Source organism: Aeromicrobium sp. REDSEA-S32_B7 (assembly GCF_001626145.1).
Classification (GTDB): Bacteria; Actinomycetota; Actinomycetes; order Propionibacteriales; family Nocardioidaceae; genus Aeromicrobium; species Aeromicrobium erythreum.
In genome coordinates, this window is the sequence record NZ_LUNF01000067.1 from 1 (window position 1) to 19,355 (window position 19,355).

Sequence of the window (19,355 nt, forward strand, 5' to 3'; positions counted from 1 at the left end):
GTGGAAGGCGCCGCGCGAGTTGCCGGTCAGCGCGCTGGCCAGCGCCCGCGCGTCGTCCTCGTGGTCGGCGTAGGCGTCGGGGAACGCCGAGCGCTGCACCGCCTGGGCGGCCTCGGTGATCGGCAGGTCGCGGTAGCCGTCGACCTCCACCAGCGCGTCGTAGAACGCGTTGGTCGAGTGGACCGGGTCGCTCACCTCACGCTTGCTGCCCCAGCCCTGCGAGGGCCGCTGCTGGAACAGCCCGAGCGAGTCGCGGTCGCCGGTGGTCAGGTTGCGCAGCCCGGACTCCTGGTAGGCAGTCGCGAGCGCGATCGAGACCGCCCGCGCCGGCAGACCCCGTCGTACGCCGATGGCCGCGATCAGTGCGGCGTTCTCAGGCTGCTCGGGGGTGAGCTCGACGGTCAGGTCGCCGACCGTCGCCTCGCACCGGTCGGGGAGGAACCCGGGGCCGATCTCGCGGATGACGTACCACCCGCCCACGGCCGTGGCGACCACCAGCCCGAGGGCCAGGAGGGCGCCGACGGCCTTGCTCGCGGGGTTCACGCCCCCATGGTCCGGGACCGGTTCAAGTCAGTTCTTGTGCAGGTCGGCGTTGAGCGCGATGCCCTCGCCCTTCCACGGCACGGCCTCGACGGCACCGGAGACCGAGTTGCGGCGGAAGAGGACGTTGCTGGCGCCGGAGAGGTCGGAGGCCTTGATGACCGCACCGTCGTCGACCCCGGCGACACCGCGGACGGTGACCTTGGTACCGGCGGTGACGTAGCAGCCCGCCTCGACGACGCAGTCGTCGCCGAGGGAGATGCCGAGGCCGGCGTTGGCACCGAGCAGGCAGCGCTCGCCGATGGAGATGACCTGCTTGCCGCCGCCCGACAGGGTGCCCATGATCGAGGCGCCGCCGCCCACGTCGGAGCCGTCACCGACGACGACACCGGCGGAGATGCGGCCCTCGACCATGGAGGCGCCGAGCGTGCCGGCGTTGAAGTTCACGAAGCCTTCGTGCATGACCGTGGTGCCCTCCGCGAGGTGCGCGCCCAGCCGCACCCGGTCGGCGTCGCCGATGCGCACGCCGGAGGGGATCACGTAGTCGGTCATGCGCGGGAACTTGTCGATGCTCGTGACGTTCACCGTCAGTCCGGCGGCGCGCGCACGGGCGCGGGTGTGCTCGAAGCCGGCGACGGCGCACGGGCCGATCGTCGTCCACACGACGTTCGTCAGCAGGCCGAACTGGCCGTCGAGGTTGAGGCCGTGCGGCTTGACGAGCCGGTGCGACAGCAGGTGCAGGCGCAGCCACACGTCGTAGGTGTCGGCAGGAGCGGCGGCGAGGTCGTCGACGACGACGTGCACGACCGCCTTGCGGACCTGGCGGACCGGGTCGTCCCCCGTCAGCGCCGCGCTGTTCTCGCTCATGGGAGCCAATCTATCGAGCCGTGGCTGGCCGCTGTCGGCGAGCGGGTCTAGCGTGAGACGCATGCCTCTCGTCACCTGGAAGGACCTCTGCATCGACGCGGGCGACCCGGCCTCGGCGGCCCCCTCGTGGGCCGCGCTGCTCGGGCTCGACGTGGTCCTCGACGGTGACGACGCGCACCTGGTGGGGCCGACGCCCGGGCACACCGTCTGGGTCAACCGCGTCCCGGAGCCGAAGACCGTGAAGGACCGCGTGCACCTCGACGTCCACGCCGCCGAGGAGGTGCCGCCGGGGACGTCGCGGCTCAGCGCCGAGGGCGCGTTCCGCTGGACCGTCGTGGCCGGCCCCGAGGGCGACGAGCTCTGCACGTTCGTGCGCGACGTCGTGCCCGCGTACCGGCTCTACGAGGTCTGCGTCGACGTCGTCGACCACGGCGCGGCGGCCGCCTGGTGGCAGGGCTTGTGGGGAGGGCGGGGCGGCACCGACGCCGACGGCGGGTTCAGCTGGGTCGAGGACGTGCCAGGGCTGCCGTGCGAGGGTGTCGTGTTCTGCTCGGTTCCCGAGCCCAAGACGGTCAAGAACCGCATCCACTGGGACGTCACGCTCGAGCAGGGGGTCCAGGTCGACCACCTCGTCGAGCTCGGCGCCACGGTGCTGCGTCGACCCGACGACGAGATCGTCTGGACGGTCATGGCCGACCCCGACGGCAACGAGTTCTGCGTGTTCGAGCGAGCCGACGCGTGAGCGTCCTGCGCGTGCTCGACCCCGCCGACGCGGAGGTGCTGAGCCGGCTCTGGACCGACCACCGGGCGCACCTCGACCCGTGGAGCCCGTCGCGTCCCGACCGCTTCTACACGGTCGAGGGGCAGCTCGAGGTGGTCGAGGCGCGGCTGATCGCGATGGCCGAGGGGCGGGGCGCCTACTTCGTGGTGGTCGAGGAGGACGGCGAGGTCGTCGGCGAGCTCAACCTCAACGACGTCGTGCGCGGTGCGTTCGAGAACGCCCACCTGGGCTACTGGCTCGCCGGCGACGTGCAGGGTCGCGGGCTCATGACCCGCGCCGTCGAGGAGGCGGCCGCGCACGCGTTCGAGGTGCTCGGCCTGCACCGTCTGCAGGCTGGCACGCTCGTGCACAACCACCGGTCGCAGGCCGTGCTCGAGCGGTGCGGCTTCGAGCGCTTCGGCATCGCTCCGCAGTACCTGCGCATCCAGGGACGGTGGCAGGACCACGTCCTGTTCCAGCGCCTCGCTCCCGGGTCCTGAGTCGCGTCGGGGACGGTCTCGGCGGGCGAGGTCCGGTCGGGGCGTCTGGCTAGTCCGCGGCCTGACGCTCGGCGACGCCCGCGACGAAGGCTGCCTGACCGAGGTGCTGCAGGATGTCGCCCACGACGCTGACCAGGCGCACCCCGGCGGTGACCGGCGGGTCCCAGTCCTCGTCGACCACGCGGGCCAGCTCGGCACCGTCGACGCGGTCGAGGTACGCGAGGGTCAGCGTGTGCACGTCGGCGTGGTAGCGCGCCACCAGCGCGGGGTCGTTGCGGACGGCCGCCACCTGGTCGCTGTCGTGGCCGTAGCCGATGTCGCCGGGCTCGAAGGGGAGGTCGAAGTCGTCGCGCCAGCGGTCCCACGCCTGGGCGGTGCCGGCCAGTCCGGCCACGTGGTCGTCCTGCACGCGCGCCAGGTGCCACAGGAGCCAGATCGGCGTGTTCGCGTCGGGGTCGACGCGGTAGCTCGCGGTGCGCTCGTCGAGGTCGGCGCACTGCTGCTCGACCAGCTCGCGGACCCGCCCGAACGCGTCGCGCAGGACGTCGGACGTCGTCAGATCCTCGCTCATCGGACCACCAGCCCTTCTCGTCGGTCCCAGACGACCTCGGTGGCCTTCTCGTCGCGGACGGCGGCCAGCACGGCGTCGACGACCTCGGCGGCAGGGAGGGGTTCTGGGAGCTTGGGTGGCTCGCCGGCGAGTGCGTGTGCGGCGAGGTCGGTGTCGAGGTGCGGGGGACGCACGTCGACGATGCGGGTGCTGCGGCGACGCTCACGACGCACGACGGTCAGCCACGCCGTGAGGGCGGCCTTCGCGGCGGAGTAGTCGGCCATGCCGGCGGTGGGCGCGTCGGCGAGGATCGCCGAGAGGACGACGGCCACCCCGCCGTCCAGGTGGGGGAGGGCCGCGCGGACGACGCCGGTCGCGCCGAGCGTGTTGACGGCGAACAGCTCCTCGGCGACGGCAGGGTCGGTGTCGACGGCCGGCCCGAACGCAGGAACCCCGGTCGCGACGACGAGCAGGTCGAGCCCGCCGAGCGCCTCGACGGCCTCCCCGATCGTGGCGGCGGCACGCTCCACGTCGACGACGTCGAGCTCGTACGCCGGCGCCTTCACCTCTGACGCGACGGCCGCGAGCCGGTCGGCGTCGCGTCCGGTGACCGTCAGCCGCGCCCCGGCCCCGTGCAGCGCCCGCGCGATGCCCCCACCGAGTGCGCCGGTGGCCCCGACGACGAGCACGCGGGCGTCGCTGATCTCCATGCGTTCGACGCTACGCGCGAGGGCGGTTGGCGCAACGTGAGCGAGGCTTCTCGTCGACCTGCGGCTGCGCTGCCGCGGGGGGGTCTGGGTTTGCTGGTGCGCTGCTTCGGCTGGTGCTGGGGGTGGTCTCCGAAAGGGCCTCGACCGGGCGGCTGGCGACGGCGCTGGTCTGGGGTCTCGGGCTGTGGCCCGCGTGGGACCCAAGGATCTGCGTTGGTGGGTTGAAGGCCAAGGCTTCTGCGTTTGCTGCGGGATCCCGTCGTGGATGCAGAAGCGTTCGGCCTCGAGTGCACGAAGGACGAATCTTTGATGCAGTGTGGGGGACGGACGAGAAGCCGGCCCCCACGTTCCACCCCACCGCCATGCGGCCGATTCGGTGGCACAGTCCTCGATCGTCCGGTTAGATAAATCGTATGGACGAAGCCCCCGGGGAGGGCGGGGCGCGGACGTTGACCGCGCGCCGCGAGACGCCCGCCACGACGACCGACCCCGACCGCGCGGTCGAGGCGACCGGACTGCTCGACACCCCGCGCGAGGAGCGGTTCGACCGGTTCACGCAGCTGGCTCGCACCATCTGGGGCGTGCCGATGTCGAGCATCAACCTCTTCGACCACGAGCGGTCCTTCCTGAAGTCGACCGCCGGCATCGACGGGGTCACCGAGGTCAGGACGAGCGACACGTTCTGCGAGACCACGCGCGAGCACGACGCGCCCCTCGTCGTCACCGACGCCGTGGAGGACCCGACGTTCGCCTCACTGCCCACCGTCACCGCCTTCGGGGTCCGCTTCTACGCCGGTCACCCGATCCGCGACCAGCACGGCACGACGATCGGGACGCTCTGCCTGTACGACACGAGCCCCCGCGAGTTCGGCGACCACGACCTCACGATGCTCGAGCAGCTCGCGACCTGCGTGCAGGACGAGGTGCACCTCAGCTCCGACCGCGAGCACGCCACGTCGGTGCAGCAGGCCCTGCTCCCCCGCGGCGTCCCTCCCGTGCCGGGCTACACGTTCGCCGCCACCTGCGTCGCCACCGGGCTCGTCGCGGGCGACGCCTTCGACCACCGCGAGCTCGAGGGCGGGCACTACGTGCTCGTCGCCGACGTCATGGGCAAGGGCACCGCCGCCGCCATCCTCATGTCGGCGGTTCGGACCGTCATCCGGGCGGAGATGCGCCGCTTCGCCGAGACCGACCCGGCCACGCGCGGCCACCTGGGCGGTGTGCTCGAGCGCGCTCGCGACGTCGTCCAGGACGACCTGGAGGCCGCCGAGGCGTTCGTCACCGTCTTCCTCGGCTGGGCCGACCCGCACACCGGCGTCCTGTCGTTCGTCGACGCCGGACACGGGCTCTCCGTGGTCGTCCACCACGACGGGAGCACCACGACCCTCGGCTCCGACGACCTGCCGCTCGGCGTCGACGCGACGTCCGACTGGCACGAGCAGCGCGTCGAGCTCGCCGCGGGCGACACGTTCGTGTGCTTCAGCGACGGTCTGCTCGACGTCGTCCCCGACATCGAGGTGCCCTCGGCCGCCGTGAGCCGCCTGGTGGCCGCCACGGGTTCGCCCCACCGGCTCGTGCGCGAGGTCGAGCGGCTCGCCCTCGCCGTGCCCGTGCGCGACGACGTGACGGTGCTGGCGGTGCGCAAGGACGCGGCGGAGTGAGCTCACCGCTCTGGCAGGTCCGGCTCCTGGTCGTCCTCACGGCCGTCCTCGGGGTCAACTACGTCCTCTGGCGCTGGTTCTTCTCCGTCAACTGGCCGGCCTGGTGGATCGCCGTGCCGTTGGTGATCGCCGAGACGTACAGCGTCATCGACTCGCTGCTGTTCGGCATGACCATGTGGCGCTCGAAGCGACGTCCCGCCCCGCCGGACGCACCGCCCGACGCCACCGTCGACGTCTTCATCACCACCTACAACGAGCCGCTCGACCTCGTGCAGCGCACCGCCCTGGCGGCCGCCGAGATCCGTCACCCGCACCAGACGTGGATCCTGGACGACGGCAACCGCCCGGAGCTCGCCGCCTGGGCGGAGCAGCACGGCATCGGCTGCCTGCACCGCACGGCCGACTGGGTCGACCGTCCCCGGCACGCCAAGGCCGGCAACATCAACAACGCGCTCATGGCCACGGAGGGTGAGTTCATCCTCATCCTCGACGCCGACCAGGTACCAACCCCCGACATCCTCGACCGTGTCCTCGGCTACTTCGACGACCCGCGCATGGCGCTCGTCCAGACGCCGCAGTACTTCGTCAACGTCGACGACGCCGACGTGCTCGGCAGCCAGGCGCCGCTCTTCTACGGGCCCATCCAGCAGGGCAAGGACGGCTGGAACGCCGCGTTCTTCTGCGGCTCGAACGCGGTCATCCGCCGCGAGGCGCTCATGCAGCTCGGCGTCTCGCGCTACGCCGACGAGCTCGAGCGCAGCGTCCGCACCGCCCTGCGCACGGCGCGAAAGATCGTCGGCCGCGCGCGGTCGGGCATCGAGGAGTCCGACGCCTCCCTGCGCACCCTGCTCGACAGCATCGACTACGACGCCCGACGCGCGCTGGGCGCGCTCGACCGCGGCGAGGCCGTCGCCGACGTGACGTTCCGGTTCGGCCTGCGTCTGCGCGACGCCGAGCGCGAGGTGGCCCGCTCCGACGCGCGGCTGCTCGCCGACGACGTCGCCGCCATCGCCGCCCTCGAGGACGGGCTGTCGACGGACGGCCTGGACGCGGTCGACGTCGAGGTGCTCGCCGCGACGCTGGAGCGTGACTGGTCGGCGGCCGGGGCGCTCAGCAGCGTGCGACGACTCGTCGACGCGGTCGACGTGTCGCGACTCGACGAGGCGCAGCCCGTCATGCCGCTGGCGACCATCTCGGTCACCGAGGACATGGCCACCGCGATGCGCCTGCACGGCATGGGGTGGCGCACGGCCTACCACCACGAGGTCCTCGCCCACGGTCTCGCGCCGGAGGACATGGCCTCGATGCTCACGCAGCGACTGCGCTGGGCCCAGGGCACGGTCCAGGTGATGTTCCGCGAGAACCCGCTCGTGCAGCGGGGGCTGTCGTGGCCGCAGCGCCTCATGTACTTCGCGACGATGTGGAGCTACCTGTCCGGCTTCGCCGCCATCGTCTACATCGGCGCACCGGTGGTCTACCTGATCCTCGGCGTGCTGCCCGTGCAGGCCCTGAGCAGCGACTTCTTCATCCGCCTCGTGCCGTTCCTGGTCGTGAACCAGCTCTTGTTCTTCGTGGTGGGGCGCGGGGTGAAGACCTGGCGCGGCCAGCAGTACTCGCTCGCGCTGTTCCCGGTCTGGATCAAGGCGTTCACGTCGGCCTTCGGCAACGTGTTCCGCGGCCGCGCGCTCGACTTCGCCGTGACGCCGAAGGTCGTCACGCCCACCGAGGGACGTCCCCGCTGGGACCTCATCAGGCCGCAGCTGATCGCCATGGGCCTGCTCGTCGCGGCTCTCGTCATCGGCGGCATCCGCCTCGCCGTGGGTCAGGCCCAGCCGCTGGGTACGGCACTGAACGTGGTGTGGGTCGTGTTCGACCTCGTCATCCTGAGCATCATCATCCGGGCCGCGCGGTACCGCGGCAGCGCATCGGTCGAGGAGAGGACCCCCGCATGACCGACATCCACGTCGCCCACACCGAGCGCGGGATCGGGGTCGTCACCCCGGTCGGCCGGCTCACGATGGTCGTCACCCGCCAGCTGACCGAGGCCATCACCGGCCTCGTCGACGGGGGGACGTCCAAGGTCGTCGTCGACCTGGGCGAGACGACGTTCCTCGACTCCTCCGGCCTGGGTGCGCTCATCGCCGGTCTCAAGCGGTGCCGCCAGGCCGGCGGCGACCTGCGGCTCGCCCGACCGACCGAGCAGGTGACGACCGTCCTGTCGCTCACCAACCTCGACCGCGTGCTCCGACCGCGTGCCTCGGTCGCGGAGGCGTTCTGATGGCCGACATGCACAGCGTCGACCTGGTGCTGGAGGCCGTCCCCGAGCAGGTCGACACGCTGCAGGACGAGATCGCCCAGCTCTGGGAGAGCGTCCCGTCGGTGTCGACGACCGACCGGGTGCGGTTCGAGATGGCGCTCGTCGAGATCTTCGCCAACATCGTGGAGCACAGCGTCCGCCACCACCCCGGCCCTCCCCTGCGCCAGGTGACCATCCGGCTCGACGTGTCCCCCGGGCTGGTCGAGGCGCGGTTCGCCGACGACGGCCGTCCGGTGGGGCTCGACCTGAGCGACGTGACGATGCCCCCGCCGGACGCCGAGGACGGTCGCGGGCTCGCCCTGACGATCGCCGCCGTCGACGCCCTGGCCTACGAGCGCGAGGGCGACATCAACCGGTGGACGGTGACCTGCCGGAGGAGCGGGTGATCCTGCGGCGTCTGCTCCTCACGGCGCTCGTCGGGCTCCTCCCCCTCCTGGGCGGAGCACCCGCCCAGGCCGCCGACGTGGTGCCGACGCCGACGGACGGTCCCTACGTGGGGCCCATGCTCGACTGGACCCGTGACTCTGCCGACGACTACGCCGACCGGCTCGGCGTCTCGCCGTCGGTCTACGCCCAGAAGGTGCGTTATCCGCTCGACCGTGACGACCGCCTGTTCCTGCGCCAGTTCGTGCAGCAGACCGCCGCGCACGGGGCGATCGCGCAGCTCACCCTCGAGCCGCGGGTCCCGCTGGACCAGCTGACCGCGGCTGACGCTCGCGCGGTCGGCGAGCAGCTGCAGACCCTCCACGAGCAGCTCGACACCGACTTCGTCGTCCGGTTCGCGCCGGAGATGAACGGCACGTGGACCGCGTGGGGGCAGCAGCCCGAGGCGTACAAGGCAGCGTTCCGCGAGGCTGCCCGAGGGATCGCGTCGCGGACCGACGCCGTCGAGATGGCCTGGGTCCCGGTGTACGGCGCCGGCTACCCCTTCGGTCGGGCCTATGGCTCCATCCCCGGCTCCGCGCCGCGGCCCGTGGGGCAGCTCGACACCGACGACGACGGTCGGGTCACCGAGGCCGACGACCCGTACGGTCCGTACTGGCCCGGCGCCGACGTCGTCGACCGGGTCGGGCTGGTCATGTTCCGGTTCGGCCGGGCCCAGCCGTTCGGCACCGACTCCGTCCCCGCCCCCGACGAGCTCGTCGCCCGTCTGCAGGAGCGCTACGGCTACGACGACGACACCCGACGTCGTCCGTTCTACGACCGCTTCGCCCGCGACGGACGCTCGATGTCGCTGGAGACCGCAGCGGCCTGGTACGACCGCGGCGACGTCGACGAGCTCGCCCTGAAGTCGGCCTGGTGGGACCAGGTCTTCTCCCCCGCCGTCCGGTCCGCCTACCCCCGCCTCGACCTCGTCACCTGGCTCGAGCAACGTCGGCGCGAGGACGAGGCCGACGGTCGCGAGACCGACTGGCGGGTGACGTCGCGACCCGAGCTCGCCCGACCGTTCGAGGCGGTACTGCGCACCGGGGCGACGACCGGCGCCGTCACCCGGGTGGTCGACCAGGACGTCGCGAACGAGTCGACGGCCGAGTACCGGCAGGCCGACCCGGCCGACGGCGACCCCATGGCCTGGATCGTCGGCTGCGTCGTGCTCGCCGCCCTGCTCTTCGTCGGCTCGGGCCTGGTGCGTCGTGTCGCACCGTCGTGGCGCTACCCCGACGACGGCGGGCTGCGCGACGGCCGGGTCGACTTCCTGCGCGGCTGGGTGATGGTGACGGTGGTCGTCGTCCACACCGAGCTGGCCGGCCCGTACTCGTTCCTCAGCCGCAACGCGATCGGGGCCATCACCGGGGCCGAGATGTTCGTGCTGCTGTCCGGACTCGTGCTCGGGATGGTCTACCCGCGGGCCGTCGAGCGCGTCGGCGAGCGGGCCGCGTCGGCGGCAGCCTGGGCCCGTGTGCGCAAGCAGTACCTGACGGCCCTGGGCGTCGTCGTGCTCGTCTACCTCATCGGACTGGTGCCGGGCATCAGCGCCACGGTCGTCACCACGTTCACCGACCGCGGCACGGGCACGGGCGGCGGGGCCGCGGCGGGCCAGGTGTACGACCTCTACGCGAACTTCCCGCAGCTGCTCGCCTACCCGCCTCCCTGGTACGCCGTGCGAGGGCTGCTGCTCCTGGAGATGGGCCCCTGGGTCTTCAACATCATGGGGCTGTTCGTCGTGCTCTCGGCCCTGGTGCCGGCCCTCATGTGGCTGCTGCGTCGACGACTGTGGTGGCTCGTCCTGGTCATCTCCTGGACCCTCTACGGGATCGAGGCCGTCACCAAGGCGTCCGTCCTGCCCTCGCAGTTCGACGCCGTGTTCCCGCTGCTCAGCTGGCAGCTGCCCTTCCTGCACGGACTCGTGATCGGCTACTACCGCCGCCCGATCACCCGGGCGCTGACGAGCCGGCGCGGCGTCGCGGTCGTCACGACTCTCGTCGTGGGGTACGCGGTGGTGCTCACGACGTTGTGGGCGACGCAGGGCGCGCCGTTCCTCGGGATCGTGCGCTACGACTGGCTGTACGAGAACCTCTACCAGCGCATCTACCTGCAGCCGGGGCGGCTCATCGACCTGCTGCTCGTGCTGGTCGTCGCCTACGCGCTGCTCACGGCCGCGTGGAAGCCGCTGAACCGCGTGTTCGGCTGGTTCTACGTGCCGATCGGCGCGGCCAGCCTCTACGTGTTCATCGTGCACGTCTTCTTCGTCGTGGCCGTCGCCAACATCCCCGGCCTCGACCGCACCAGCCCGTGGCAGGGCGCCGTCGTGCACACCGTCGAGCTCGGGCTGATCTGGCTGATGGTGCGCCGGCGCTTCCTGTTCAAGGTGATCCCGACCTGACGAGACGACGGGTGTCCTGACGGTGGGGTCCTGGGCTGGCGGCCAGGACCCCGTCGTCAGGGCAGCGTCACTGGGTGACGCGGTAGACGTCGAAGACGCCCTCGATGTGCCGCACGGCCGCGAGCACGTGGTCGAGGTGCTTCGGGTCGCCCATCTCGAAGCTGAACTTGCTCTTCGCGACTCGGTCGCGCCCGGTGGTCAGCGCCGCCGACAGGATGTTGACGTGCTGGTCGGAGATGATCCGGGTGATGTCGCTGAGCAGGCGCGGCCGGTCGAGCGCCTCGACCTGGATGGCGACGAGGAAGGTGCTGTGCGCCGTGGGGGCCCACTGCACGGGGACCAGACGCTCGGGCTGCGAGCGCAGCGACTGCAGGTTCACGCAGTCCTTGCGGTGCACCGAGACGCCCGAGCCTCGGGTGACGAACCCCTCGATGTCGTCGCCCGGCACCGGCGTGCAGCAGCGGGCGAGCTTGACCATGAGGTCGCCGGAGACGCCCACGACGAGCACACCCGCCTGGCCGTCGCCGCGCGGACGGCGCGAGCCGCTGCCCGGGATGACGGTCGCCTCGGCGAGGTCCTCCTCCGCACCGTCGCGGCCGCCGGACAGGGCGATGACCCGCTCGACGACGTTCTGCGCACCGACGTTGTTCTCCCCCACGGCGGCGTACAGCGCCGAGACGTCGGGAAGGTTGAGGTCCTTGGCGATCGCGTCGAGCGTGTCGTGCTTGAAGATGCGGTGCAGCGGCAGGTTCTCCTTGCGCATCTGCTTCGCGATGAGGTCGCGGCCGTGCTCGATCGCCTCCTCGCGCCGCTCCTTGGTGAACCACTGACGGATCTTGTTGCGCGCGCGCGGGCTCTTGACGAACTCCAGCCAGTCGCGGCTGGGCCCGGCGTCAGGCGACTTGGACGTGAAGACCTCGACGACGTCGCCCGTCTTCAGCTCCGACTCCAGCGAGACGAGCCGTCCGTTCACGCGGGCGCCGATGCACGCGTGGCCCACCTCGGTGTGCACGGCGTAGGCGAAGTCGACCGGGGTGGCCTGGGCGGGCAGCTGGATGACGTCGCCGCGCGGGGTGTAGGCGTACACGCCCGCGCTGTTCATCTCGAAGCGCAGGTTGTCGAGGAAGTCGACGGAGTCCTCGGTCTCGGACTGCCACTGGACCAGCTCGCGCAGCCAGGCCATGTCGTCGCTGCCCGGCGAGGCGTTCTTGCCGGTGGCCGGACGCGCGCTGCCGTTCTCCTTGTACTTCCAGTGCGCCGCGACACCGTACTCGGCGCGACGGTGCATGGCGTGCGTGCGGATCTGCAGCTCGACCGGCTTGCCCTGCGGGCCGATCACGGTCGTGTGCAGCGACTGGTACATGTTGAACTTCGGGACCGAGATGTAGTCCTTGAACCGACCGGGGATCGGGTTCCACCGCGCGTGGAGCACACCCAGCACGCCGTAGCAGTCGGCAACGGAGTCGACCAGGATCCGCACGCCGACGAGGTCGAAGATGTCGGTGAACTCGCGCTCGCGCACCAGCATCTTCTGGTAGATCGAGTAGTAGTGCTTGGGCCGGCCGCTGACCGTCGCCTTGATCTTCGCGTGCCGCAGGTCGGACTCGACCTCGCCGATGACCCGCTCCAGGAACTGGCCGCGCGACGGCGCACGATCGGCCACGAGGCGGACGATCTCGTCGTAGACCTTCGGGTGCAGCGTGGAGAAGGCGAGGTCCTCGAGCTCCCACTTGATCGTGTTCATGCCGAGCCGGTGCGCGAGCGGCGCGAAGATCTCGACCGTCTCGCGGGCGATGCGCTCCTGCTTGTCCTGGCGCAGGTAGCGCAGCGTGCGCATGTTGTGCAGGCGGTCGGCGAGCTTGATGACGAGCACGCGGATGTCGCGGCTCATCGCGACGACCATCTTGCGGATCGTCTCCGACTGCGCCGAGTCGCCGTACTTGACCTTGTCGAGCTTGGTGACGCCGTCGACGAGCAGCGCCACCTCCTCGCCGAAGTCGGTGCTCACCGCGTCGAGCGTGTACGGCGTGTCCTCGACCGTGTCGTGCAGGAGCGCTGCGCACAGCGTCGGACCGGTCATGCCCAGCTCGGCCAGGATCGTCGCGACCGCGAGCGGGTGGGTGATGTAGGGGTCGCCGCTCTTGCGCTTCTGGCCCTCGTGCATGCGCTCGGCGATCTCGTACGCCTTGCGGATGACGTCGACGTCGGCCTTCGGATGGTTCTCGCGGTACACGGCGAGCAGCGGGTCGAGCACCGGGTTCTGCGGCGTCGAGCGACCACCGATGCGCGCCAGCCGGCTGCGCACCCGGGCGCCCGCCGGAGCGGGGTCGACGCGGGCAGGCTCGGTCGCCGGCGCCCCCTCGGGGGCTCCGGCCTGCGGTGTCTCGATGCGATCAGCCACTCACTGCTCCTGTCGTGCCTTCCATCGTAGGCCAGGGGCGGCCACCACCGGAGCGGCGTGTCAGAGGAGCACGTCCAGCAGGGTGGCGGCCGCCGTCAGCACCAGGATGGCGACGAGCACGAGGGCGATGGTGCGGGTGTGTCGAGGGTTCACGGTCTCCGGTCCTCAGTAGCGGCGCAGGCTCACGAGCGGGACGTCAGAGAGCCTGTCGCGGCCTCCGAGCGGCCCGATCTCCAGGACCACCGCATTGCCCACGACCTCGGCGCCGCAGGTCTGCACGAGCTCGGCGGCCGCACGCAGGGTGCCGCCGGTGGCCAGGACGTCGTCGACCACGACGACGCGGGCGCCGGGCGCCAGCGCGTCGGTGTGGATCTCCACGGTCGCCTCGCCGTACTCGAGTGCGTACGTGGCGCGGTGCGTGTCGGCAGGCAGCTTGCCCTCCTTGCGCACGGGCACGAAACCGACGCCGAGCTCGAGGGCCAGGGGCGCACCGAAGATGAAGCCACGCGCCTCGACACCGACGACGGCGTCGGGGCGCAGCTCACGGACGGCGTCGGCCAGCGCGGCCGTCACCGCGCCGAACGCGTCCGGGTCGGCGAGCAGCGGCGTGACGTCACGGAAGGTGACGCCCTGCACCGGCCAGTCCTCGACCGGCCGGACGCAGGCGTCGATCGCCGTAGCGGCGTCCACGGAGGTCAGGACGTCTTCAGGTCGACGTCGCACTCGTCCTTGGCGTGCTTCTCGATCGCGTCGGACGCCTTGGTGAACTTCTCGTCGCCGAGCTTCTGGAACTCCGAGGCCAGACCCTGCAGCTTCGTCATGTCGACGCCCTCGGGCAGGTTGCCCGACTGGACCTTCGCGAGGTCGGACATCTTGAGCCCGGCGTCATCGAGCGCCTTCTCGACGGAGGTGATGCCGTCGTCGAGCACCTTCCAGTCGCTCTTGATGTCGGAGGGGGCCTCGTCGGCGAGCTCGTGGAACGTCTTGAACGCCTCGTCGATCTTGCCGAGGTCGTTGCTCTCGAGCGAGTCGAACTGCTTCGTGGCGGACTTCAGGTCGGAGCAGTAAGCGCTGCTGCCGGATCCGCAGGCGGTCAGGGTGGTGGTGGCGGCGAGCAGGGCGCCGGCGAGGGCAAGCTTCTTCATGCCCGCAAGCATGTCATGCCGATCCTCGGCGGGCCCACGGCCCCACGCCGTCACCGTCCGCCCGACCCGGTGCCGCCCTTGCGCGCCGAACGCGGCGGACGGGACGGCTGGCGACGCTCGCCGGGACCGCGGACGGCGGCGCCCTGCTCCCCCGCCGCCACCGGATCGGCGTCGTCGGCAGCTGCGTGCTCGGCCGCGACCTGGGCGTCCTTGGCCCGCCGCGCGAGCACCCGCTTCGTGTGCGCCTTGACGGCGGGGTCGCGCTCGCGCAGCTGGACCGCGAGCGGCGTCGCGATGCAGATCGAGGAGTAGGTGCCGGCCGCCATCCCGATGAAGAGGGCCAGCGCGAGGTCCTTGAGCGGACCCGACCCGAGGACGCCCACGCCGACGACGAGCAGCGCGAGCACCGGCAGCAGGGCCGTGACCGAGGTGTTGATGGACCGTACGAGGGTCTGGTTGACCGCCAGGTTCGCCTGCTCGGCGTACGTGCGACGGTTCGAGGCCAGCACCCCGTGGGTGTTCTCGCGCACCTTGTCGTAGACGACGACGGTGTCGTAGAGCGAGTAGCCGAGGATGGTCAGGAAGCCCGTGACGGTCGCGGGCGTCACCTCGAAGCCCGACCACGCGTACACGCCCGCGGTGATGAGCACGTCGTGCGCGAGTGCGACGACGGCCGCGAGCGACATCCGCCAGTCGCGGAAGTAGGCCGCGATGAAGACGACGACCACCACGAGGAACACGAGCAGGCCGGTGAGCGCCTTGCTGGCCACCTGCTTGCCCCACGACGGGCCGATCAGGTTCTGGCTGACCTCGGTGGCGCCGGCGTCGGTGAGCGCCTTCTCGAGCGTGGCCGTCTGGTCCTGCGTCAGGGCGCGGACGTCGATGCGGATCGTGTCCTGGCCCGACGTGGTGACGATGGGGTCACCCGCCTCCGGCACGCCGGCCTCGTCGATGGCGCGCGTGAGCCGGTCGGCGGTCGCGGTGTCGGCCTGCTGCACCTTGGCGGTGAGCTCGACACCACCCTTGAACTCGATGCCCAGGTTGAAGCCCTGCACGACGAAGCCGAGCGTGGACGCCAGCAGGATCACGACGGAGATCGTGTACCAGAGCCGGCGGCGGCCGACGAAGTCGACCGAGACGCGGCCGGTGTAGAGGTGCTGGCCGAAGCTGCTGAGACGTCCCATCAGGCGCGTCCTCCCGTGCGGGTCCGGGCGGGGCCGGACTGGTCGACGGCACGCTCACCGATGCCGAGGTGTGCGGCGTCGAAGCCGGAGAGCTTGTGCCCCTTGCCGAAGAACGTCGTGCTGGCGAGCAGCGACATCAGCGGCTTCGTGAACAGGAACACCACGATGACGTCGATGATCGTCGTCAGGCCGAGCGCGAAGGCGAACCCGCGCACCACGCCGATCGCGAAGATGAACAGGATCACCGCCGCCAGCAGCGAGACGCCGTCGGCCGCCAGGATCGTGCGCCGGGCACGGTCCCACCCCGACTCGACCGCCAGACGCAGCGACTTGCCGTCACGCACCTCGTCACGGATGCGTTCGAAGAGCACGATGAAGGAGTCTGCGGTGATGCCGATCGCGACGATCAGGCCGGCGATCCCGGGCAGCGTCAGCGTGAAGCCGAGCGACTGCCCGAGCAGCAGGACCATGGCGTAGCTGACGGCGGCGGCCATGAGCAGCGAGCCGATGGCCACGAGGCCGAGGCCCCGGTAGTAGAGCAGCAGGTAGCCCATGACGAGCACGAGGCCCACGCCGCCGGCGAGCAGACCGGCCTGCAGCTGGCTGCCCGCGAGCGACGGACCCTCCACGGAGACGCCGTTGACCTTGAAGGTCAGGGGCAGCGCACCGTAGGTGAGCTGGTTGGCGAGCGCCTTGGACGACGTCGACGTGAAGCTGCCCTGGATCTGGGACTGCCCGTTGCGGATGACCGCCTGCGACGTCGGCGCGCTGAGCACCTCGCCGTCGAGGACGATCGCGAAGCTCTTCTGCTGCGGCGTCAGCGCGGTGGTGACGGCGTCGAACACCTTGGAGCCGGAGTCGCGCATCGCGATGGAGACGACCCACTGCGACCGCTGGCTGTCGTAGACCTGCTCGGCCTTCTTGACCTGCGAACCCTCGATGACCGAGGGGCTCAGGACGAAGACCTGGCCGTTGGTCGGGTCGCAGGTGACGAGCGGCCGACTGGGGACGTCCTCGACCTGGTTGCCGTCCGGCGAGCACTGGAACCCGGCGGCCAGCTGCTGCAGCGCGGCGACGCCGTCGGAGTACTGCTTCGGGAGGGTGGCCGGCGAGTCGGTCTCGGCGGCGATCATCTGGTCGAGCGACAGCTTGGTCCAGTCGACCGCCGACACCGCCTTCTCGGCCTTCGCGCGCGCCGCGTCGTCGAGCGGCTGTCCCGTGGCGCCCTGGGCCTGTGCCCAGACGAGCCGGAAGCGCAGCTGGGCCGTCTTGCCGACCTGGTCGACGATGTTGCCGCGGCGCTCGCCGGGGATCTCGATGATGACCTGGTTGCCGCCCTGGGTCGTGACCTCGGCCTCCGACACGCCCGTGGCGTTGACGCGCTGGTCGATGATGTCGCGCGCCTCGCGCAGCTTCTCCGGCGTCACGTCGCCCGACGAGGCCTCGGCCTGCAGGGTGATGCGGGTGCCGCCCTGGAGGTCGAGGCCGAGGCGCGGCTTCCAGACGGCGCCGTCGTCGTGCTTCAGGTCGACGCCGACGAGCAGGCCGTAGAGCGCCACGACCAGCGCGAGGAACAGCAGGAGGGTGCGACGAGGACGCGGGGTCCCGGGTCGGGGCGCAGGTCTGGCCATCAGTCGTTCGGGCTCTCGGGTTCGGGGGTCGGGCTCGGGTCGGCGACCTTCGCGACGGCCTGGCGGTTGACGGTGATCACGGTGTCCGGGGCGATCCGCAGCTCCGCCTCGACGTCACCGAGGGAGACGAGCTCGCCGTAGATGCCGCTGGCGAGCATGACACGACGACCGGGCTCGAGGGCGGCCTGGGTGTTCTGGTAGTCCTTCTGCCGCGCCCGCGCCGGTCGCATGACCAGCAGGTAGAAGATCACGAGCAGCAGGACGATGGGCAGGAGGCTGTAGAGGTCGGTCACGGGAGATGCTCCGTCAGGGTGGGGTGTCGTCCGCAGGGCGGACCTGGCTCAGGGCCAGGAGGAAGTTTAGACACGCAACCAAGCACCGTGGCCCTTCCCATGCTTCCACGAGGGCGTGTCGGGACGGACGCCTGCCCCGCCGCGGGCGCGCCGCGGCTAGGCGTCGTCGAGCGGGAGCTGTGCCGGGTCGGCCGGTGCGGCGAGCCCGAGGTGACGCCAGGCGGCTGGGGTCGCGATCCGACCGCGCGGCGTCCGCGCGAGGAAGCCCAGCCGGACGAGGAACGGCTCGGCGAGCTCCTCGACGGTCTCGCGCTCCTCACCGACGGCGACGGCGAGCGTGCTGATGCCGACCGGTCCCCCGCCGAAGCTGCCGCAGAGCGCCTGCAGCACGGCACGGTCGAGCCGGTCGAGCCCCAGGTCGTCGACCTCGTACAGGGCGAGGGCCTTGCGCGCCTCGGGGTGGCCGACGGTGCCGTCTCCGCGCACCTGGGCGTAGTCACGGACGCGACGCAGCAGCCGGTTGGCGATGCGCGGGGTCCCGCGGGAGCGGGAGGCGATCTCGCGGGCGCCGTCGTCGGAGATGGTGAGGTCGAGCAGCCGGGCGGACCGTTCGACGATGCGTTGCAGCTCGGCGGCCTCGTAGTAGTCGAGCTGGGCGGTGAACCCGAACCGGTCGCGCAGCGGCCCGGGCAGGAGCCCGGCGCGGGTGGTGGCGCCGACGACGGTGAACGGCGGGATCTCGAGCGGGATCGCCGTCGCGCCCGGGCCCTTGCCGACGACGACGTCGACCCGGAAGTCCTCCATCGCCATGTACAGCAGCTCCTCCGCGGGCCGCGACATGCGGTGGATCTCGTCGATGAAGAGGACGTCGCCCTCGTCGACACCGGACAGGATCGCGGCGAGGTCGCCCGCGTGCTGGATGGCGGGACCGCTGGTGAGGCGCAGATGCGCACCGAGCTGGTGGGCGATGATCATCGCGATCGTGGTCTTGCCCAGGCCGGGAGGACCGGAGAGCAGGACGTGATCGGGTGTGCGGCCTCGCTGCTGCGCGGCCTCGAGCACGAGGGAGAGCTGCTCGCGGACCCGCTCCTGGCCGACCAGCTCCTCGAGCGTGCGCGGGCGCAGGGCGGCGTCGAAGGCGCGGTCGTCGGGCGTGGCCTCGGCGAGGACGGCGTCGAGGTCGGCGAAGGAGTCGCGGTACTCGTCGTGCACGCCGCTCACGCCTTCGACAGGGATCGCAGGGCGAGGCGCAGCAGCTGCCCGACGTCGGGCTCGTCGCCCGCGGAGTCGGCCACGGCGTCGATGGCGCGCTCGGCGTCGCGCGAGGACCAGCCGAGGCTCTGCAGCGCCTCGAGCACCTGGGCCCGCCACGGCTCGCCTCCACCCGTGCCGCCGGACGTCGCGACGGGGGCCGGGCCGACGCGGTCCTTCAGCTCGACCACGATCCGCTCGGCGCCCTTGCGGCCGATGCCGGGCACGGACGTGAGCACCGCGTGGTCGGACTCGGCGATGGCGCGACGCAGCCGGTCGGGGGCGAGGACGGCGAGCATCGCGAGGGCGACCTTGGGCCCGATGCCGCTGGCGGTCTGCACCAGCAGGAACATGTCGCGCTCGTCGGCGTCGGCGAACCCGTAGAGGGTCAGGGAGTCCTCGCGGACGACCAGCGTGGTGGCGAGCTGGGCCTGCTCCCCCAGCCGCAGCCGGGCGATGGTGCCGGGCGTGCAGTGCACGAGGTGGCCGAGGCCGGCCACGTCGATGACGGCGGAGTCGAGCGAGAGGGCGGCCACCTGGCCGCGGACGTGGGCGATCATCGGAGGGACTCCTTGCGCTGGGCAGCGGCGTGGGCCTGCTGCAGACGGTTCTGCGCGCCGCCACGCCAGATCTGGCAGATGGCCAGGGCGAGCGCGTCGGGCCCCTCGGCCGCCCGCCCCGCCGACCGCTCGCGCCGGACCAGGTCCTGTCTCTTATACAC

18 protein-coding genes and 1 pseudogene are annotated in these 19,355 nt (G+C 71.5%); 7 read left to right on the plus strand and 12 right to left on the minus strand.

What is annotated here, in order from left to right; translation table 11 throughout:
- Positions 1-543: pseudogene (locus A6Q79_RS05260) on the minus strand (hypothetical protein); the annotation flags it as partial.
- A gap of 27 nt (positions 544-570) precedes the next feature.
- Positions 571-1,500, minus strand: coding sequence for a 2,3,4,5-tetrahydropyridine-2,6-dicarboxylate N-succinyltransferase (gene dapD / locus A6Q79_RS05265; protein WP_317696896.1), 930 nt, complete (start codon positions 1,498-1,500; stop codon positions 571-573).
- On the opposite strand from dapD, the gene A6Q79_RS05270 reads away from it, so the two are divergent.
- On the plus strand, positions 1,469-2,149 hold the full coding sequence (locus A6Q79_RS05270) for a VOC family protein (protein ID WP_286690750.1): 681 nt from the start codon (positions 1,469-1,471) through the stop codon (positions 2,147-2,149). The genes dapD and A6Q79_RS05270 overlap by 32 nt on opposite strands.
- Positions 2,146-2,667 carry a GNAT family N-acetyltransferase gene (locus tag A6Q79_RS05275; protein ID WP_067855764.1) on the plus strand — a complete coding sequence of 174 codons (522 nt, stop codon included), beginning with the start codon at positions 2,146-2,148 and terminating at the stop codon, positions 2,665-2,667. The genes A6Q79_RS05270 and A6Q79_RS05275 overlap by 4 nt, the downstream gene beginning before the upstream one ends.
- A 49-nt stretch (positions 2,668-2,716) precedes the next feature.
- Here A6Q79_RS05275 and A6Q79_RS05280 read toward each other — a convergent pair whose 3' ends face one another.
- A complete protein-coding gene (locus A6Q79_RS05280; RefSeq protein WP_286690749.1) occupies positions 2,717-3,238 on the minus strand; it encodes a DinB family protein in 522 nt (173 codons plus the stop codon).
- On the minus strand, positions 3,235-3,927 hold the full coding sequence (locus tag A6Q79_RS05285) for an SDR family oxidoreductase (protein ID WP_067855770.1): 693 nt from the start codon (positions 3,925-3,927) through the stop codon (positions 3,235-3,237). Before A6Q79_RS05285 ends, A6Q79_RS05280 begins: the two co-directional genes overlap by 4 nt.
- Positions 3,928-4,340: 413 nt before the next feature.
- Between A6Q79_RS05285 and A6Q79_RS05290 the strand changes: the two genes are divergently transcribed.
- The 5 genes from A6Q79_RS05290 to opgC are packed head-to-tail and all read left to right on the plus strand — an operon-like array spanning position 4,341 to position 10,729.
- Positions 4,341-5,588 (plus strand): PP2C family protein-serine/threonine phosphatase, encoded by a 1,248-nt coding sequence (locus A6Q79_RS05290; protein WP_286690676.1) that lies wholly within the window; start codon positions 4,341-4,343, stop codon positions 5,586-5,588.
- Positions 5,585-7,540, plus strand: a complete 1,956-nt coding sequence (locus A6Q79_RS05295; protein WP_067857902.1) for a glycosyltransferase — start codon at positions 5,585-5,587, stop codon at positions 7,538-7,540. Before A6Q79_RS05290 ends, A6Q79_RS05295 begins: the two co-directional genes overlap by 4 nt.
- Positions 7,537-7,866, plus strand: a complete 330-nt coding sequence (locus A6Q79_RS05300; RefSeq protein WP_067857905.1) for an STAS domain-containing protein — start codon at positions 7,537-7,539, stop codon at positions 7,864-7,866. The genes A6Q79_RS05295 and A6Q79_RS05300 overlap by 4 nt, the downstream gene beginning before the upstream one ends.
- Positions 7,866-8,291 (plus strand): ATP-binding protein, encoded by a 426-nt coding sequence (locus A6Q79_RS05305; RefSeq protein ID WP_067857908.1) that lies wholly within the window; start codon positions 7,866-7,868, stop codon positions 8,289-8,291. Before A6Q79_RS05300 ends, A6Q79_RS05305 begins: the two co-directional genes overlap by 1 nt.
- The gene (opgC, locus tag A6Q79_RS05310) at positions 8,261-10,729 is read left to right on the plus strand and encodes an OpgC domain-containing protein (protein ID WP_286690677.1); all 2,469 of its coding nucleotides are present in this window, start codon (positions 8,261-8,263) and stop codon (positions 10,727-10,729) included. Before A6Q79_RS05305 ends, opgC begins: the two co-directional genes overlap by 31 nt.
- A 67-nt stretch (positions 10,730-10,796) precedes the next feature.
- Here the strand turns inward: opgC and A6Q79_RS05315 are convergent, their stop codons facing one another.
- The 8 genes from A6Q79_RS05315 to ruvA form a co-directional block, all read right to left on the minus strand.
- A complete protein-coding gene (locus tag A6Q79_RS05315; RefSeq protein WP_067861581.1) occupies positions 10,797-13,034 on the minus strand; it encodes a bifunctional (p)ppGpp synthetase/guanosine-3',5'-bis(diphosphate) 3'-pyrophosphohydrolase in 2,238 nt (745 codons plus the stop codon).
- Positions 13,035-13,295: 261 nt separating this feature from the next.
- Positions 13,296-13,820: an adenine phosphoribosyltransferase gene (locus A6Q79_RS05320; protein WP_286690678.1), complete on the minus strand. Its 525-nt coding sequence runs from the start codon at positions 13,818-13,820 to the stop codon at positions 13,296-13,298.
- A 5-nt stretch (positions 13,821-13,825) separates the two neighbouring features.
- Positions 13,826-14,275 (minus strand): hypothetical protein, encoded by a 450-nt coding sequence (locus A6Q79_RS05325; RefSeq protein WP_286690679.1) that lies wholly within the window; start codon positions 14,273-14,275, stop codon positions 13,826-13,828.
- 50 nt (positions 14,276-14,325) lie between these two features.
- On the minus strand, positions 14,326-15,459 hold the full coding sequence (gene secF / locus A6Q79_RS05330; protein WP_286690680.1) for a protein translocase subunit SecF: 1,134 nt from the start codon (positions 15,457-15,459) through the stop codon (positions 14,326-14,328).
- Complete coding sequence (gene secD / locus A6Q79_RS05335) at positions 15,459-17,090, minus strand: protein translocase subunit SecD (protein ID WP_286690681.1); 1,632 nt, start codon at positions 17,088-17,090, stop codon at positions 15,459-15,461. Before secD ends, secF begins: the two co-directional genes overlap by 1 nt.
- The gene (gene yajC / locus A6Q79_RS05340; protein WP_067857924.1) at positions 17,090-17,383 is read right to left on the minus strand and encodes a preprotein translocase subunit YajC; all 294 of its coding nucleotides are present in this window, start codon (positions 17,381-17,383) and stop codon (positions 17,090-17,092) included. The genes secD and yajC overlap by 1 nt, the downstream gene beginning before the upstream one ends.
- A 156-nt stretch (positions 17,384-17,539) precedes the next feature.
- Positions 17,540-18,595: a Holliday junction branch migration DNA helicase RuvB gene (gene ruvB / locus A6Q79_RS05345; RefSeq protein ID WP_286690682.1), complete on the minus strand. Its 1,056-nt coding sequence runs from the start codon at positions 18,593-18,595 to the stop codon at positions 17,540-17,542.
- A 5-nt stretch (positions 18,596-18,600) separates the two neighbouring features.
- Positions 18,601-19,194 (minus strand): Holliday junction branch migration protein RuvA, encoded by a 594-nt coding sequence (gene ruvA / locus A6Q79_RS05350; RefSeq protein ID WP_253023000.1) that lies wholly within the window; start codon positions 19,192-19,194, stop codon positions 18,601-18,603.
- Between the last annotated feature and the right edge of the window lie 161 nt (positions 19,195-19,355).